10 protein-coding genes and 4 pseudogenes are annotated in these 16,911 nt (G+C 70.6%); 9 read left to right on the forward strand and 5 right to left on the reverse strand.

The window, feature by feature from the left end; all coding sequences use genetic code 11:
• Positions 1 to 418 precede the first annotated feature (418 nt).
• The gene (locus tag ACFZDK_RS54655) at positions 419 to 559 is read left to right on the forward strand and encodes a hypothetical protein (protein WP_390986630.1); all 141 of its coding nucleotides are present in this window, start codon (positions 419 to 421) and stop codon (positions 557 to 559) included.
• 64 nt (positions 560 to 623) lie between these two features.
• Here the strand turns inward: ACFZDK_RS54655 and ACFZDK_RS54660 are convergent.
• A pseudogene (locus ACFZDK_RS54660) lies at positions 624 to 993 on the reverse strand (transposase); the annotation flags it as partial.
• Here ACFZDK_RS54660 and ACFZDK_RS54665 point away from each other — a divergent pair.
• Positions 993 to 1,193: pseudogene (locus ACFZDK_RS54665) on the forward strand (transposase); the annotation flags it as partial. The pseudogenes ACFZDK_RS54660 and ACFZDK_RS54665 overlap by 1 nt on opposite strands.
• A gap of 125 nt (positions 1,194 to 1,318) precedes the next feature.
• Here ACFZDK_RS54665 and ACFZDK_RS54670 read toward each other — a convergent pair.
• On the reverse strand, positions 1,319 to 2,065 hold the full coding sequence (locus ACFZDK_RS54670; RefSeq protein WP_390986633.1) for a VC0807 family protein: 747 nt from the start codon (positions 2,063 to 2,065) through the stop codon (positions 1,319 to 1,321).
• Between the two features lie 37 nt (positions 2,066 to 2,102).
• Positions 2,103 to 3,053, reverse strand: coding sequence for a transcriptional regulator (locus tag ACFZDK_RS54675; RefSeq protein WP_390986636.1), 951 nt, complete (start codon positions 3,051 to 3,053; stop codon positions 2,103 to 2,105).
• Positions 3,054 to 3,120: 67 nt separating this feature from the next.
• Between ACFZDK_RS54675 and ACFZDK_RS54680 the strand changes: the two genes are divergently transcribed.
• The gene (locus ACFZDK_RS54680) at positions 3,121 to 4,725 is read left to right on the forward strand and encodes a gamma-glutamyltransferase (protein ID WP_390986639.1); all 1,605 of its coding nucleotides are present in this window, start codon (positions 3,121 to 3,123) and stop codon (positions 4,723 to 4,725) included.
• A gap of 233 nt (positions 4,726 to 4,958) precedes the next feature.
• Here ACFZDK_RS54680 and ACFZDK_RS54685 read toward each other — a convergent pair.
• Positions 4,959 to 5,114, reverse strand: a pseudogene (locus ACFZDK_RS54685) (WhiB family transcriptional regulator); the annotation flags it as partial.
• 15 nt (positions 5,115 to 5,129) lie between these two features.
• Complete coding sequence (locus ACFZDK_RS54690) at positions 5,130 to 5,312, reverse strand: hypothetical protein (protein WP_390986642.1); 183 nt, start codon at positions 5,310 to 5,312, stop codon at positions 5,130 to 5,132.
• Between the two features lie 75 nt (positions 5,313 to 5,387).
• On the opposite strand from ACFZDK_RS54690, the pseudogene ACFZDK_RS54695 reads away from it, so the two are divergent.
• The 6 genes and pseudogenes from ACFZDK_RS54695 to ACFZDK_RS54720 all read left to right on the forward strand — a co-directional run.
• Positions 5,388 to 5,600 (forward strand): annotated as a pseudogene (locus ACFZDK_RS54695) (IS1182 family transposase); the annotation flags it as partial.
• Between the two features lie 758 nt (positions 5,601 to 6,358).
• Positions 6,359 to 12,211, forward strand: coding sequence for an acyltransferase domain-containing protein (locus ACFZDK_RS54700; protein ID WP_390986645.1), 5,853 nt, complete (start codon positions 6,359 to 6,361; stop codon positions 12,209 to 12,211).
• Positions 12,208 to 13,452 carry a cytochrome P450 gene (locus tag ACFZDK_RS54705; RefSeq protein WP_390986648.1) on the forward strand — a complete coding sequence of 415 codons (1,245 nt, stop codon included), beginning with the start codon at positions 12,208 to 12,210 and terminating at the stop codon, positions 13,450 to 13,452. The genes ACFZDK_RS54700 and ACFZDK_RS54705 overlap by 4 nt, the downstream gene beginning before the upstream one ends.
• Before the next feature lie 37 nt (positions 13,453 to 13,489).
• On the forward strand, positions 13,490 to 14,251 hold the full coding sequence (locus tag ACFZDK_RS54710; protein ID WP_390986651.1) for an alpha/beta fold hydrolase: 762 nt from the start codon (positions 13,490 to 13,492) through the stop codon (positions 14,249 to 14,251).
• A gap of 119 nt (positions 14,252 to 14,370) precedes the next feature.
• Positions 14,371 to 15,291: a TIGR03560 family F420-dependent LLM class oxidoreductase gene (locus ACFZDK_RS54715; RefSeq protein ID WP_390986653.1), complete on the forward strand. Its 921-nt coding sequence runs from the start codon at positions 14,371 to 14,373 to the stop codon at positions 15,289 to 15,291.
• A 76-nt stretch (positions 15,292 to 15,367) separates the two neighbouring features.
• Positions 15,368 to 16,345 carry an aldo/keto reductase gene (locus ACFZDK_RS54720; protein ID WP_390986656.1) on the forward strand — a complete coding sequence of 326 codons (978 nt, stop codon included), beginning with the start codon at positions 15,368 to 15,370 and terminating at the stop codon, positions 16,343 to 16,345.
• The last annotated feature ends 566 nt before the right edge of the window (positions 16,346 to 16,911 follow it).

A 16,911-nucleotide genomic window follows, 5' to 3' on the forward strand; every position in this document is an offset into this window, starting at 1 on the left:
CGTGTTGAGTGAGATCACCACACCAACGACGAGGGGCTTCGCCACGTCACCCCACCTGACCAGCCTGTTTCACTCCTCAGCCCCCGGGATGAAAGGGGTTCAGTGAACCGTTCCCGTGCAGCGTCCGTTGAAGAGACAGGAACTAGTCGCGAGGCGGCGGCGTACACACAGGTTTCTGCAACAGTGGACAGATCCTCGGGATAAGCCGAGACGCACTGCTCAGTTGCCAGGCCACTGCGACCGTCGGCAAGCGATAGGTCCGCTGGCCGTCGCGTCCTGTTGGTGCACCGCCAAGCCGACAGAACATAACGGATCGGACATCCTGCAACTATGCCGAAGCCCTGGTCCGTCACCCTCCACGGTGTCCAACGGCGGAAACGCAGATCCACCGAATCGACGAACAAGAAAAGAGGAGCACATGAGCAGCACTCTGGTTATTCCTTCCGGTGTGGAACTGGGCGAGGACTTTCAGGACATCGATGCCCAGAAGTCCTTCTCCTATTTTTATGACTGCCAGTTCGAGAACTGCGCGGAAGGCGACGAGCTCGGCGGTTTCTAAAGGCTGTCCCGCAATGATCAACTGGCCTTGGCGGTCAGGGTTGGGGCGTCCACGTTCGGCCTGGCTAGCCCGCGAGGGCGAGGTTGTGGAGGCGGGCGATGCCAAGCATGGCGTGATGTACTCCGTCGCCTTTCAAGCGGCAGTCGCGAAGGATCTTCCAGCTCTTCATCCTGGCGAAGGTGTGCTCCACCCGGGCGCGGACCTTGCGGTGTGAGCGGTTGTGCTCCTCCTTCCAGGCCGGAAGCTCTTCCTGGCCGCGTTCGCGACGGTGCGGGATCACCAGCCTAGTACCGCGGTAGCCGCCGTCGGCGATCACCATGGTGTTGCCGACGGCGGCCTTTGCCCCCGGACAGCTCCCACGCCTTGCAGACGTTGCGGTTGCCCGGCAGGGGCCGGCCGATCGCGACCACCAGACGGATATCGGCGTCGATGACGCCGCTGCACCGACGTGGTCGGCATCTTCCCCGACCGTACCGCCCTGATCCGGCTCGTCGGCGCGGTCCTGGCCGAGCAGAACGACGAATGGACCGAGGCCCGCCGCTACATGGGCCGCGAACTCCTCGCCGAGATCCGCCTCCACCCGATCGAGTCAGAAACCGACGAGACAGCCCTGCCCACCGAACTCAGCGCATAGCCTCAAAACGAGATCACCGAGTGGCCGTCGATACACCAGTCCCGCGGACATGACCTTCTGGCCGGCGTCCTCGATGAAACCTTCCGTCAGACTGACGGTGCCGCATGGGGCGCACGTGCGGTTGTTCATCCCTTCCTCGCTGCCCGAGAGGTCGGCGCGTCCGGGGAGCCGGCACGGTCCTGCGGCGGGTCCGCGGCAGACTCTGTGAGGGGGGACCCTGCCAGTGCGCGACGCATGTAGCGTGCGGTCCCGCCGGCCAGGATCATCGCGGTTACCGGTTCGACCAGCGAAGTCGCGGTGGCAGCCTCTGTCACCGGGAGGGTGTAGGCGCAGACGACGCATGCCAGCGCGCAGATCGCGAAGCCGAGCGCCCAGACGGCCGTGACCATCCGCATGGCCCGCAGTGCCGACGGACGGCGGAAGGTCTCGTCGAACCGAGTTGCCGTCTCGGGCCGGGCGCGGACGGCGACATAGCGCGAGAGCAGCAACATCGCCGGACTGCGGGTCGGTATGGAGACGGCCGCAGCCACCGCGAGTGCGAGGTAGATCAGGCCGCCGCGCGCGATCACCGCACGGGCGTCATCGGTGACCACGGCAAGGGCCACCGAGACCACGAGGAAGACCACGACCAGGCCGGAGATCACGTTGAACGGGCGTCCGCGCCACCGGTCTGCGATCAGCCGTACCAGGGGGACGACCGACCCGGCGGTGTAGGCGACGACGTCGCCGACTCCGCAAGCGTGGAGTACGAAGAAGATCAGCAGGGGCGGGCCCGCGTCGACGGCTATGGCGGCGAGCGTGGAGCGCCAGGCGCTGCGGGTCGTGGCGGAGTCGCTCGGACCGGCATCCGGGGGTGGGGGGAAGGAGTGCATGGTCGCGTCCTGAGTGTGTGTGGGGGTGTGTGTAGCATCAGGATTGGTGTGCGGACAGCAGGCGGTATGCCTCGCTCACGAGGTGGTCGAGCACGGGGACGGCCACGGCGGCGGCGGTGACCACAACCGATGCGAGGTGGCGTCCGACGCAGAACCAGGCGACGGCCGTGGCGGGTGTCCCCTCTTCGGCGGCGGGCACCAGGTAGCCGAGAGCCCCGGGCGCGCCGGGCAGGCTCAGGGTGGGCGCGCTCATCATCGCGAGGATTGCCTCGCAGTTCGGCGCGCCTGCGAGTTCGACCACCATCACGTGCGCCATGACGTCACCGTCCTGCTCGCGTCTGCCGACGCGCCAGGTGCTGATCCATCCGCCCCGCAGGCCGTGGCTCATCATCATCAGTCGCTGTTCGCGCTGTTCGAAGCCGAACTCGGCGTAGTCGGCCGGGAAGTCGTAGCGGGCACTGATGGGACCGGACGCGATCGGATCCGTGGGCCGTCCGGCGATGGCCGGGACGGTGGGCACCAGGCCCGAGCGGTCCGTTTCGTCCGCCGACGTGTCGCTCCCGCCTCCAGCGCCTCCCGTGTCGTTCCCGCCGTCATCGCCGGCGAGCAGGGCGGCGAAGACGATTGCCATGTCCGCGGTGCGGTTGTCCGTGCCGTCGCCGGTCCCGGTTTCCCCGGCCTCCTGCGTGGCCGAGGCGAGCAGCTTGGCCAGCAGTTCCTGTTCCTCCCGGAAGGCCTCGGCCCCGGTCTCGGTCATGCGGACCCAGGTCCGGGGCCGACGGTTCTCGAAGACCTTCTCGGTGGTGATGTACCCGTGTTGCTCCAGAACGCCCAGGTGACGGCTCAGCCCGCCGTCGCTCTGCCCCAGAGCGTCCCGGAGGTGCGAAAAGGTGCACGGTCCTCGCCGGGCGAGGACGGCCAGCACCCCCAGGCGTACCCGTTGGTGGACCACCTCGCGCAGCCCCGCCTCGGATTCCCGCTCGACCATTGGCAACTCCCTAACAGGGCGTACTTTCGTTTCGAGAGTACAGCAAATTCGAGAGCAGGAGGCAACCGTGGGACAGCACGACAGTGAGCGGACCATTGTCACCTCGCACCGGGATCCGCTCGACCCCGCCGGCTGGGACCGTGCCGAGGTCGCGGAGGCACTGGACTGGAAGCGCATACGGCTGGACCCGCGGCCTGCCGCCGCGAGCGGGACGTCGTCGGTTCTGGTCGGTTCCACCGGACCGTTCGCGACGCTCGCGGGGCGGCACGCCCTGGACGCCGGATCCAGCGCCACCGACGCGGTGCTGACCACGGCGTTCACACAGATCGCGCTGGCCCTGGGATCGTGGGTCAGCTACGCCGGGCTGTTCGGGATGGTGCACCACGACGCGGCCGATGCAGCCACAGCCACCGTGTCCGCCGGCTTCGGGACGTTTGCCCGGGAGACCCGACCGCTGGAGATCCCGGCCGCCCCGCGGCCCAGTGGGCGGACCGCTCTGGTCCCGGGTTTCATCGCCGGTGCCCACGCGGCCCACACGCGCTGGGGCCAGCTGCCCTGGGACCGGCTCTGGTCCCCCGCGCGCCACCTCCTCCAACGTGGGGTCCCGGTCAACGCGCATCTCGCGCGGCTGCTCGCCACCCGGGCCACCACCCTGACCCGAACCGACGAAGGCCGCGCCGCCTTCGCCCCGGACGGGCGGATGCCCCGCGCAGGCGAACTCGCCCTCCAGCCGCGCCTCGCGGCAACCGTCGACGCGCTCGCAGAACACGGACCGGACTGGATGTACCGTGGCCCGTGGGCGGAACGCTTCGTCTCCCTGGTGCGCCGCGAGGGCGGCCATGCCGAGGCCGAAGACCTCGAGAGCTACCGTGCGCACTGCGCCGCTCCCGCGCGCGGGTCCTTCGCCGGCCACGAGATCGTCACCCTGCCCGCGCCCGACACCGGCGGCACCGACCTGCTCACCGCCCTCACACGGCTGGAAGCGGAAGGGGGCGGCGAACCGTCACAGGACCCCGACGCCTTGGTCGGTCTGCTCAGGGCGCTCGACGGAGCCCCCGTCGGGGGCAGTCACTCGGACTACGTGATCGCGGTCGACGCCGACGGCAACGTCGCCGCCCTCTGCCACAGCATCAACACGGCCATGTGGGGCACGACCGGCATCGTCGTCGACGGCGTCCCGATCCCCGACCCCGCCGCGTTCCAGCAGCAGGCTCTTGCACAACTCGCCCCCGGTGAGCGCCTGTCGATGCCCGTGGAGCCGGCCGTCGCTCTGCGCCGCGGGCGACCCGTGCTCGCCTGCAGCAGTATCGGCGTCGGGCTGCACCCGGCCACTGTGCAGGGCCTGCATCGGGTCCTCGCGCTGCGGCAGCCCGTCGCTGCGGCCGTTGGCGAGCCGTCCGTGCACGGGCACGACCTCGCCACGGGCGATTCGGTGACTTCGGTAGTCACCCGGCGCTGGCCGGACGTCATCAGCCGTGTCCTTGACGACCGCTTTTCGCCGGCCTGCGTGAGCGCCGCGCGCAGTGCCGGGCACGCCATCACCCTTCGCCCCGCCGCCGACCCGTTGCTGCCACGCGGATTCTGGGGCGCCGTCACGATCGACGCGGACACCGGCGAGCGCACCGGAGCGCGAACCTCGCACGGCCAGGGCCCGGTGCGCGCGACACCGTGACCTGCCGGGCCGATCCGCGGGCGCGGCCCTGACGCGGTACGACCTCCGCTCGTCGGGCGACGGCCTGCCCGCGACCACGGTCCTGACGCTCTGGGCCGAATCGGCATGCCGGGGGGCGGACGGTAAGACAGGCCAGGGCAGCTCGCCTGCGGTGATGCGGCGGGCAGGTTGGTGCGGGAGCCGGCACAACGCCCCGTCGGCCAAATCGACGCTACCTTCGGCGAGCCACCCCACACGCCGAACTCGATGTGCTCGTCCAGGGCGTAGGCGAGGCACTCGGTCGCGACGGGGCAGGGGGCGCATACGGTTTTTGCGCGGTACTGCTCGGCTCCTTGCTCGAACATGGCGTCGGGGTCGTGTCTCTGGAGTTGCCCCGGTCTGACGGACATGGGCGGGATTGTGAGCTATGCGGCGGTGCAGAGGACCTTACCTGATGTTTCTGCGGCGTGTCGGCGCTCGAAGTCGGCCGGGCTCAGCTGGCCGTTCGCCGAATGTCGGCGGCTTGGGTTGTAGAAGCCGTCGATGACCCTGTTGCCCAATTCGAGTGAAGCCGGCGTGATCACGGGGTATGCGGCGTCGGGGGCCATGAGCGTGTTGTGTGGCGGTCTCAAGGGCGCGAGCTGGGTGTCCGGCCGTGGGGAACTGGGGGTGCGGCGGTATCGATGCGCTTGGACTCGGGAGCGGAGGTTCCTGCCCTGACGTGGGATGTGGCTCGCGCGGCGTTCCCCAAGGGCTGTCTGGCCATGAGGATCCGGGACGGCCTCGGTCCGCTGTTCTCGGATGAGGATTTCAGGGCTGCCTTCGGGGCCAGGGGGCGTCCCGGGATCTCGCCCGGCCGGCAGGCTCTGGTCAGCGTCCTGCAGTTCGCACGGGGCTCGGGTCTGTGTGGTCGCCCCCGTTGTTAGGGGCGGACGTGCGCGGTGTCCAGGACAGTGCGGGTGGGATCGACGAGGCCGCCGTCGTCCAGGCGATGCAGCATGGCCCGGTAGTTGGTGGCGGAGGTGGCCAAAGCGCTGCCAAGGACCCGCGCGCGTGCACTTGTTGAGCACGGGGCACGGCGCCGCCGTCGGACATCACCTCCACGGTGTACCTCCGGCGGGCCTCGACGAGCGGAGGGTGAACCGCCGGGAGCCTCCATTCGTAGTGTCTGCGCGAGAGCCGATTCGAGAGGAGGCCATGCTGAGAGCTCCGGGGGAAAGGGACGTGACACAAAGACCCCTTGATGCCAATTGCAACGAGACTGAGGCCAGCACTATCACCGATGCGTCCAGCAGATTCATCGCGCTGAACGACTATCGGGGCGCAGGAATCGGCTGGACCGAGCACGAGCGGTGAGCGGCGGGATTGTCCTGGATGCCGTGCGGCGACAGGTGACAGCCCGCGTCAGTGGTTCCGGGAGAGACCGGTTCCCTCCTCGTCCCAGGCAGGGTCTCTGAGTAGCGCCGAGTGCCATGTACCGGTGGCCGGGGTCCCGCCCCGGCCACGCCCCGGGACCGTCCGAAGTACCGGGCGGCAGGCCGCTCGTGTTCGTGTGGTCGGCCAGACCCGGGCCTGAGCCTCACACCCGCCCGCCCGCCCGCCCGTGCCGAGGCGCCGGGCGGAATGATTCCGACCGCTCCGATGGGGGCTCGCGATGACATTGACGATGGATGACTACTACTTGCTCGACCCTCCGAGAAACGAGGGGTCGTCACCGGTGCACTTCCCGGCCCTGTTCGAGGCGGCGGTGGCGACCGCCCCGGAGGCGCTCGCCGTCTGCGACGGGGCAGACCGGTACACCTGGCGTGACTGGCAGGCCCGTGCTCGTGCGCTGGCACGCGGTTTGCAGGACCTCGGGGTGGCCAGTGGCGACGTGGTCGCCGTCCAACTGCCGAACGGCATGGACTTCCTGGCCCTGCACGTGGCCGTCGCCATGGTCGGTGGGGTCCTCCTGCCCGTCCACACCGACTGCGTGCCAGGTGAGACGGAGTCCCTGCTGCGCAGGGCCAGACCCGTGGTGCTGATCCTGGCGCACGCCTCCAAGCACGGCGACGGGCAGACGCTCGGCAGGGCCATGCAGAAGGCGATCCCGGACCTGCGCCGGGTGCTGACGGCGGGCGGCAGCCCGGAGCACGGACCGGGTTCCCTGGAGCATCTGGCGGCCTCCTGGGAAGGGGCTTGCCCGCTTCCCGTCGACGTGACGCCGGACATGCCGTTCGTCCTGATGCCCTCCTCCGGAACCACCTCGCGTCGGCCCAAGATCTGCATGCACTCGCACCGCAGCCTGCTGACCAACGCGTTGAGCGTCGTCATCGCCGACAGCGATAGCCCCGGGCCGTCGGACGCCATCCTCAGCGCCAGCCCTTTCAGCTTCCTGTTCGGCATGCTGTCGATTCACCTGAGCGTCCTGTGTGCCACCCGCCAGGTCATCCTGCGGAGCTGGGACACCGGCCAGTTGGTCGCCGCGGTCGAGTCGGCGCCGCCGACCTTCCTTTACGCCGTGCCGACCCAACTGCGCGACATCCTGGCGGAGATCACCGGACCGGACGGCGCCCGGCTGCCGCGGCTGAGGGAGATACGCACCGGCGGGGCGCCGGTGTCGGAGGAACTGGTCACCTCTCTGACTCGCCTGCTGACCGACCGGGTGGTCGTCCAGTGGGGTATGTCGGAGATCGGGGCGGGCACCTACACCCGGCCGGCCGACGTTCCGGAACAGGCCGCCCGCACGATCGGCAGCCCCGCCGACGGGGCGCATGTGCGCGTCGTGGACGAGGACGGCCGGCCTTGCGCGCCAGGCCTGGTCGGCGAACTCCAGTTCCGCAGCGCCTCGATGTTCCACGGATACCTGGGGGAGCCCGAACTCACCCGGCAGGCGATGACGACCGACGGCTGGCTGAAGACCGGCGACCTGGCCTGCCTGACCCCCGACGGCTCGGTTGCCTTCCGGGGCCGCTCCGCAGGCCTCATCAACGTGGGCGGTCGGAAGGTCAACGCCGCCGAGATCGAGGAGCTCCTCCAGGACTTCGCCGCCGTTCACGACGCCGTCCTCGTCGGGTGCGACGACGAGCGGCTGGGCGAGACCCCGGTGCTGCTGTGTACGGTCCGGGGCGACCGGCGGCCGACGCTCCAGGAGGTGGCCGATCACCTGGCGCTCAAGGGCGTCGCCCCGTACAAACTCCCCACCTCGCTGCACGTGGTGGAGCAGCTGCCGCGCACTCCGACGGGGAAGGTGGCCCGGCGCCGGGCCACCGAACTGGGCCGCTCGCTGACCGCCGAGCGCCGGGCGCGGCAGCGGCTCAGCTCACCCGACTCCTCGCCGGGTGAGCTGCGTGCCGCCGCCCTCGCCATGGTGTGCGACGCGGCCGCGGAGATCCTGGGGTCCGCTGTGGACACCGACGGCACCTTCAAGGACATGGGATTCGACTCCCTGATGGGGTCGAGGCTGCGGAGCGTACTCGCCGACCGGACGGGACTCGACCTGCCGGTCGGCCTGCTCTTCGACCACCCCACACCGCTGCGGGTGGCGCACTTCCTGGCCGGTCAGGACCCTGCCACGAGCGGGCTTCCGCGGACGCCGCAGGAGCCCGCGCCGCCCGGGGAGCCGATAGCCATCGTGGGCGTGGGATGCCGCCTGCCGGGGGGCGTCAGTTCGCCGGACGAGTTCTGGGAAGTGCTGCGGACCGGGCGGGAGGTGCGTTCGGAACTCCCCGAGGACCGGGGCTGGCCGCTGGAGCGGGTCCACTCGCCGGAGCCCGCGAAGGCCGGCACCACCGTCTCGCGGCACGGCGGCTTCCTGTCCGGTATCGGCGAGTTCGACGCGGGATTCTTCTCGGTCGAGGAACGTGAAGCCGCATCCCTCGATCCCCAGCAGCGGGTACTGCTGGAGACGGTCTGGGAAGCGCTGGAGCGGGCCGGCATCCCCGCCGGGGCGCTGCGGGGCAGCGACGCGAGTGTGTTCGTCGGCATGATGCCCTCTGACTACGCGCCGCGCTGGTTCGAGTCACCGGAGAGCTACGACGGGACCCTGGGCCTCGGCGTCGCCGGCAGCGTGGCGTCCGGACGGATCTCCTACATCCTGGGAACCCACGGCACCGCGCTCACCGTTGACACCGCCTGCTCCTCCTCCCTCGTGGCGGTCCACCTGGCCTGCGAGGAACTACGCAGAGGCACCACCGGACTGGCGATCGTCGGCGGCGTCACGGTGATGTCGACCCCCGCCAACATGGTGGAGTTCAGCCGCCAGGGCCTGCTGGCACCCGACGGCCGCTGCAAGGCGTTCGCCGAGGGCGCCGACGGCGTCGGCCTCGCCGAGGGCGCCGGCGCCCTGGTGCTGGAGCGGTTGTCCGACGCCCAGCGCAACGGGCACAAGGTGCTGGGGATCGTCCGGGGGAGCGCCGTCACCCAGGACGGTGCCTCCAACGGCCTGACCGCCCCGAACCCGTACGCCCAGGAGCAGGCGATCGGCCGGGCGCTGCGGGCGGCGGGCCTGGCGGCCGACGACGTCGACGTGGTCGAGGCGCACGGCACCGGCACCTCGCTCGGCGACGCCGTCGAACTCCAGGCACTGCGCAACACCTACGGCGCCGGCCGGTCCCCGGACCGGCCGCTGTGGCTCGGCTCGGTCAAGTCCAACCTCGGCCACACACAGGCGGCCGCCGGACTGGTCTCCCTCATCAAGATGCTCCTCGCGCTGGAGCACGAGGTCATCCCGGCGACGCTGCACGCGGCTGAGCCCAGGCGAGCGGAGGACTGGCCCTCGGGAGCGATCCGCCTGGCGGCAGGCGCCGTACCCTGGCCCGCCGAGGAGCGGACCCGGCGGGCGGCCGTCTCGTCGTTCGGTATCAGCGGCACCAACGCGCACCTGATCCTCCAGGAGCCGCCCCGGACACCCCGCGGCAAGGCACCGAAACCCGCACCGGCCGGGGCCCCCTGGCTGCTGTCGGCGCCCGCCCCGGACCTGCTGCCCGTCATGGCCGATCGGCTGGACTCGGTACTCACCGACCTGAACGGGGCCGGGAGCGACGACATCGGACCCGCGCTCGCACTCGGCCGGACTCTCTTCACCCACCGCGCCGCGGTCCTGCCCGACCGGCACGGCGACCACCGCCCGGCGCTGCGGGCCCTGGCAGGCGCCACCGCCTCCTTCGACATCGTGACCGGCGCCGCGGTACCGGGCCCGACCGTCTTCGTCTTCCCTGGGCACGGCTCCCACTGGACCGGCATGGCCACCGCGCTGATGGCCGAGTCGGAGGTGTTCGCCCGCGCCGTGGCGGAGTGGGACGAGGAGTTCGGGGCCCTGCTGCCCTGGTCGGTGGCGGGCGTTTTGCGGGCCGAGCCGGACGCCCCCGCGCTGGAGAGCCCGCAGGTCGTCCAGCCGGTGACCTTCACCGTCATGGTCGCCCTCGCCGAGCTGTGGCGTTCGTACGGTGTGCGGCCCGACGTCGTCGTGGGACACAGCCAGGGCGAGATCGCCGCCGCGCACGTGGCCGGCGGGCTGACTCGGGCGGACGCGGCGCGGATCGTGGCGCTGCGCGGACGGCTGATGGACCGGATCGCCGGCCGGGGGGCCATGGCCTCGCTCCGGCTCGGACCGGACGAGGCCGAGCGGTGGATCGCCCGCTGGGCGGACGACGTGTGCGTCGCGGTCGTCAACAGCCCCCGCAGCGTGGCGATCAGCGGAACCGCCGCAGCGGTGGCGGAGGCGGTCGCCCGCGCCGAGCAGGAGGGCATCCGAGTGCGCCGGCTTGCCGGGGACGTCGCGTTCCACAGCCCGCAGACCGAGGCGCTCCTTGACGAACTGCAAGGCAGCCTGGCGGACCTGGCTCCGATGCCCGGCGCGGTACCGTTCGTCTCCGCGACGACGGGCGGGCGGGTCCCGACCGAGCGGCTCGACGGCGCCCACTGGCGCCGGAACATGCGCGACCGCGTCGACTTCCGCGCCGCCGTCGAGGACCTCATCGGCCGCGGCCACCGGCGCTTCGTGGAGATCAGCCCCCACCAAGTGCTCGGCACCGCCGTGGAGGAGACCGCCGCGGCGGTGGACATCCCGGTGGGGTGCACGGGAAGCCTGCATGAGGACGACCCCGGGCTGAGCCGCTTTCTGCGGTCTCTCGCCGAGGCCCATGCGCACGGCGCCGAGGTCGACTGGCGGAAGGTCTTCGCCGTGCCGTCGGTGGACGCGAGCGCCCTGCCGACCTACCCGTACCGCCGCCGGACGTTCTGGCACGTCCCCGTGCCCTCCGGTGTGGAGACGGCCGCCCCTGCCGAGGCCGTGACAGCCGAGTCCGTCGGAGCCGCGACCGCCGAGCCGCTGCGGTCCGTACTGCTGCGGCTGCCGCCGGAGGAGTGCCGCGCTCGACTGGTCGAGCTGGTCTGTACCAGTGTGGCGTCCGTGCTGGAGACGTCGGCCACCGCGCTGGTGGTGGCGGAGGCCGAGTTCGAGGCACTCGGTCTCAGCTCCCTGGCCGCGGTCGAGGTCCGCAACCTGATCGCCCAGGCGCTCGGGGCGAGCCTGCCGGCCACCGTCGTCTTCGACCACGACGGCCCGCTCAGCCTGGCCGACTACCTCCTCGACTACCTCCAGGTCAATCACACGGCGGAGGCGCCGCCCGAGCCGGCCGCCGCGGTCGAACCGCACGCCGACACACCGGCGGAGGAGCACCGGGCGCTTCCCACCGGCTTCGAGGCCGTCTACCGCGGCCTCGCGGCGAAGGGGGAGTCCGAGGCGGCCTGGGACATGGTCCTCAGCGCGGCCAGGCTCCGCACCACGTTCCACGCCAAGGACGACCTCGGCGGGCTGGACCTCGCCGCCTTCCAGCATGCCGCCGGCCGGCAGGACCCCACGCTGGTGTGCATCCCCTCGGTGGTCGCCCTGGCGGGCCGCGCCGAGTACAAGAAGTTCGCCGCTCCGTTCAACGGCATGCGGGACGTCGTTCAGCTGAGGGAGCCCGGCTTCAGCGACGGCGAGGAACTGCCCCAGGACCTCGACGCCCTGGTGGCCGCCTACACGGAGGCCATCCACCGCCACACCGGTGAAGGGCCGATCGCACTGTGCGGACGCTCATTCGGCGGCTGGATCGCGCATCGCATCGGGGCCCGGCTGGCCGAACTGGGCAGGCCACCGGTGGGCGTGGTGCTGATCGACACCTTCTGGCCCGGTGAGGAGTTCGTCACCAAGTTCGTCCCCCGCACCCTGCGCCGGCTCGTCGACCGCCAGCGGGAACTCGGCACGGAACTCGGGGTGAGCCGCCTGACCGCCATCGGCTGGTACCTGCGCATGCTCCGCGAGTGGCGTCCGGAGCCCAGCGGCCTTCCCACGCTCTATCTGGTTCCGGAGGACGAGACGTCCATCGAACAGCATCTGCGCAGTGGCGGCTGGCAACTGCCGCACACCGAGGTACGCGTGCCGGCCGACCACTTCAGCGTCATGGACGCGGACGCCGGGGAGACCGCCGCGGTGGTAGAGGAATGGCTGTCCGGACTCGGCGTCGGAAATGAGTACGCATGACCACGGAAAGCGCCCCTGAGCTGGTCAGACTCGTCACCCGTGACTTCATGCAGGACCCTTACCCCGCGCTGCGCGAGGCCAGGGAACAGGGCGAGGCCGTCCCGATCGACAGCAGCGGCATGCGGATGTGGGTCGTCACCCGCTACGAGGACGCCCGCAGGCTGCTCGCGGACCCCGACATCTGCAAGGACATGGTGGCCAACGGCGAAGCGATCCTGCGCAGTTCCGTGGTGCGGCCGGAGAAGCTCCGCGGAGTCCCGCTGGCACTGCGCCGGCACATGCTCGACCGCGACGAGCCGGACCACACCCGCCTTCGGAGCATCGTCAGCGGCCACTTCACCGGAAGCACCGTCGAGAGCATGCGGGCGGAGATCGCCGCCACGGCCGGCGCACTCCTGGACGGCCTGCCGGCGGAACAACCCGTCGATCTCATCGAACGCTTCTGCCGGCCGCTCGCGCGGACCGTGATATCAAAAATGATCGGTATCCCGCCGGACGATCCGGCACCCTTCCCGGAATGGGTGAACGACCTGCTCACCGCGCCGGACAGGAGCATCCTCAAGGCTTCCGCCGAATCGCTGGTCGAGTTCATCGGCGCTCTGGTCGACGGCAAGGCCGACAAGCCGGGCCCCGACATCGCGACCGCGCTGTCCGAGGCCGTCCTGGCGAAGAAACTGACCAGGAACGAAGCCATCGCATCGGTGCACGTCCTGCTGACCGGCGGTATGGAGCCGCTCAACGGGATCGCGAACGCCATCCACTCACTCCTGCGCCACCCGGACCAACTCGACCTGCTGACAGGTGACTTGTCGCGCATACCAAACTGCGTGGAGGAGACACTGCGGTACGAGAGCCCGTTCCGGATGCTTACCCCCCGCTACTCGCGCGTACCGGTGCGGGTCGGCACCACCACCATCCCGGCCAACGAGATGATCCTGATCTCGGTCGCCGCCGCCGGCCGCGACCCCCACCGCTTCGACGACCCGGACACCTTTGACATCGAGCGCAACGCCCGGGGACACCTGGGGTTCGGCCGCGGCATACACCGCTGCTTGGGGGCGCACCTCGGGCGCCTCGAAGTGGAGACGGGGCTCTCCCTGCTGCTGTCCCGCCGGCCAGGACTGCGGCCGGCCGAGGAGGCGGACGCGCCGGCCTGGCAGCCGGGCATCTTCATGCGCCGTCTGGACCGCCTGCCGGTGGTCCTGGGCGGCGAGCGGCCCGCCGCGCCGGAGTCGCCGTGACCGCCGGCGCCGCCCGCAGGACCGGGGGACATCGGTGATGGAGACAGCCGAAGCGAAGCGGTGGTTGCGTCGGTACCACAGCGCCGACGCGGCGGCGTGCCGCCTGCTTGTCCTTCCCCACGCGGGGGGTTCGGCGAGTTTCTACCATCCGCTCTCCGCCCGCCTCGCATCCTCCCTGGATGTGCTCGTCGTCCAGTACCCGGGCCGTCACGAGCGCCGCAGGGAGGCAGCTGTGACCGATCTGCTCGCCATGGCGGACCATGTGGTGCAGGCACTCCTCGCGCAGCCGACCAGCCTGTCCACGGCCGTCTTCGGACACAGCATGGGCGCCACCCTGGGCTTCGAGGTGGTGCGTCGGCTGGAGACGTTCGGCGTCCGGGTGCCGGTCCTCTTCGCCTCCGCCAGAAGAGCGCCCTCACGCGGCCGCGCCAGGTGGACGCCGCAGGGGTTCTCCGACGAGCGACTGTTGCACGAGATGGCGGTCCTCGGCGGCGCCCAGGCCCGGGTGCTGGAGGACCGAGACGTCCGGGAGATGGTCATGCCCGCCGTGCGGAGCGACTACCAGGCGGTCGAGAGCTATCGGTTCCAACCACGGCCCAGCCCCCGGGTGCAGGGCGCGGTGATGGCACTGACGGGGGAGAGCGACCCGACCACCGGGCCCGACGACGTCACCGCGTGGGCCGAGCACACCTCGGGCGGCTTCTCCCAGCGCACGTTCCACGGCGGGCACTTCTACCTTGCGGAGCAGTGGACCGATGTGGCCGAGACGATCGGGGAGCGCATCGAGGCCGATGTGTGAGCGCACCGCGCCCCCCGGTCGTTCCGGGACGCTCTTCGAGGACCGCCGTCCCAGAAGCAGGAAGCAGGACCGGAAGCAGGATCAAGGCACCGCAAGGGCAGGAGAGTTGAGGATCACTGATGAAGCTGAGGGCATTGCTGGAGCCGTGCCGGGCCGGAAGCTACGACAACATCCTGGCCATGGCCAGGGCGGTGGAGGAGTCGGGCCTCGACGGATTCTTCCGGTCGGACCACCTCCTCGGTGTCGACCCTGCGGACCGGACCTACCAGCCCACCGACTCCTGGGCCACGCTGGCCGGGCTCGCCCGTGAGACGCGGCGCATCCGCCTGGGCACCCTGGTCACAGCCGGTACCTTCCGGGCACCGGGCCTACTGGCCACCACGGTCGCCGTGGTGGACGCGATGAGCGGCGGGCGTGTCGAGTTGGGGATCGGCGCAGGCTGGTACCCAGAGGAGCATCTGGCGTTCGGCGTCGGGTTCCCGCGCACCGGCGAGCGGTTCGACCGCCTGGAAGAACAACTCAGCATCATAACTGGCCTGTGGGACACCCCCGACGGCGAGCCGTTTTCCTTCGATGGGAAGCACTACCAGGTGTTCAACCCGGGAGTCCTGCCGCGTACCGCGCAGCGCCCGCACCCGCCCCTCATCATCGGCGGAACCGGCGTGCGCCGGACCCCTGCCCTCGCCGCGCGGTTCGCCGACGAGTTCAATCTCGCCTTTCCCCACGGTATCCGCGAGCGCCGGGAGAATTTCGACCGGATATGCGACGAGACCGGCCGTGATCCGTCCACCGTGCGCAAGTCGGTCATCCTCCCGGTGGCATGCGGCACGTCGCCCGCCGAGATCAAGGCCAGGGAGGCGGCCCTACCTGCCGGTCCGTTGCGCGCCGAGGCCGTCGTCGGGCGCCCGGAGGACGTGCTGGAGCGGCTGGCCGAGCTGCGCCGGGAGGGCGGCGTGGACACGGTGTACTTCCACCTCTACGACACCGAGGACAGCGATCACGTGCGGCTGCTGGGTGCCGAGGTCCTGCCCGGGCTGTGAGCACCGCCACCCGGAACAGACCCGGGTGTCGCGGCAAAACCTTCCTACCGAAAGGGAGTCTCCCACTATGTCGGTCATGAAACGTCGCACACTCGGCCGGACCGGAATCCCGGTGTCGTCCATCGGGCTGGGCACCTCGACCTGGGGTGCGGCGACGGTGCCGGAGGATGCCGCTCGGCAGCTGAGGGCGTTCGTCGACGCGGGCGGAAACCTCCTGGACACCGCCGACGTGTACGCCGACGGGATGAGCGAGGAGATCATCGGCGGACTGCTGGGGCGGGTGGTGCCCCGGTCGGAGATCGTGCTGGCGACCAAGGCCGTCGGGGTGCTGAACGATCCGGCCCGTCGGCAGAACGCGTCCTATTCCCACCTGCTGAAGGCCCTCGACAGCTCGTTGGCAAGGCTGAACACCGACCACGTCGACCTGTGGCAACTGCACGCCTGGGACGCCGGCACGCCGCTGGACGAGACACTGCGCGCCGTCGACGAGGCGGTCGCCAGCGGGCGGGTGCGGCATGCCGGAATCTGCAACTACTCGGGCTGGCAGACCGCGAAAGCCGCAGTACTTCAGTCGGCCGACGGTCGGGCACCGCTGGTGTCCGTGCAACTGGAGTACTCGCTGCTGGAGCGCGGCATAGAACGGGAGGCCATCCCCGCTGCCGCGGACGCCGGGCTGTCTCTGCTGCCCTGGGCGCCGTTGGGCCGTGGTGTGCTGACCGGCAAGTATCAGGACGGAGTCCCGAAACAGCGCATGAGGAGCCCCTTCTTCCGAGCCTACGTGGGCCGCTTTCTGGACGAGCGCAGTGCCGGCATCGTCACCGAGGTCGTCTCCGCCGCGGAGCGGCTCGGTGCCTCGCCGCTCGCCGTGTCGCTCGCCTGGGTACGGGAACGGCCCCTGGTGGCCGCCCCCTTGGTGGGCGCCCGCACGGTCGAGCAGCTACGGGAGTCGCTGGCCGACGACGTACTCGGCCTTGTGCTGCCCGACGATGTTCGCGCACACCTGGACGAGGTGTCCGCCCCCGTGCTCGGTTACCCGGAGCAGAGCGTCATGTGAACCGAGCGGGCCCGGCCGACCCCGCCGGACGGGCTGCCACCCGGCGGGGCACTTCCCACGGACCGCGCTCCGGGTATGACGCGGTACGCGGGCAACGGAGCGTCGACGTCGTCGTCCAGGCGCACCTCCACGACCGCGAGCCTGCGGCCGCCGACGCGGATGCGGCGTTCAATCGCGCAGGCGACCACGGGAGGAACGCGTGGGCGTACCTTCCACCACCCTGCGATACCGCGGCATACCACGAGATGCCCAGGTACCGGACACCCAGGCCTGCCGCCCACCGAAGGCTACGACCAGGCCCCCCGACACTACTCAGCGCTCTTGGCGCGGACGTGGTACGTAGAGTGACAGTTCAGCACGTGCGCGCGGCGGCCTGGGGCATGCGGGTTCTTAGCTTGACTCCGTCGGGGATCTTGGAGATGTCCAGGTCAGCTGCCCAGGGTTCGCCAGGACTTCGGCCGGGGCAGCTCGCGTTGGTCGAGGTACGTCTGGAAGGAAGTCGGCTGACGGGGTGTGGGTGCTTCCATGGCTGGTGGCAGTCCGCTGAGGCGCTCGATGTTGACGGC

The organism is Streptomyces sp. NPDC007901 (assembly GCF_042959465.1).
Taxonomy (GTDB): Bacteria; Actinomycetota; Actinomycetes; order Streptomycetales; family Streptomycetaceae; genus Streptomyces.

Excerpts from the sequence above, each read along its gene's own strand:
- ACFZDK_RS54655 (WP_390986630.1), top strand. The coding sequence starts at position 419 with ATGAGCAGCACTCTGGTTATTCCTTCCGGTGTGGAACTGGGCGAGGAC.
- ACFZDK_RS54670 (WP_390986633.1), bottom strand. The coding sequence starts at position 2,065 with ATGCACTCCTTCCCCCCACCCCCGGATGCCGGTCCGAGCGACTCCGCC.
- ACFZDK_RS54675 (WP_390986636.1), bottom strand. The coding sequence starts at position 3,053 with ATGGTCGAGCGGGAATCCGAGGCGGGGCTGCGCGAGGTGGTCCACCAA.
- ACFZDK_RS54690 (WP_390986642.1), bottom strand. The coding sequence starts at position 5,312 with ATGGCCCCCGACGCCGCATACCCCGTGATCACGCCGGCTTCACTCGAA.
- ACFZDK_RS54700 (WP_390986645.1), top strand. The coding sequence starts at position 6,359 with ATGACATTGACGATGGATGACTACTACTTGCTCGACCCTCCGAGAAAC.
- ACFZDK_RS54705 (WP_390986648.1), top strand. The coding sequence starts at position 12,208 with ATGACCACGGAAAGCGCCCCTGAGCTGGTCAGACTCGTCACCCGTGAC.
- ACFZDK_RS54710 (WP_390986651.1), top strand. The coding sequence starts at position 13,490 with ATGGAGACAGCCGAAGCGAAGCGGTGGTTGCGTCGGTACCACAGCGCC.
- ACFZDK_RS54715 (WP_390986653.1), top strand. The coding sequence starts at position 14,371 with ATGAAGCTGAGGGCATTGCTGGAGCCGTGCCGGGCCGGAAGCTACGAC.
- ACFZDK_RS54720 (WP_390986656.1), top strand. The coding sequence starts at position 15,368 with ATGAAACGTCGCACACTCGGCCGGACCGGAATCCCGGTGTCGTCCATC.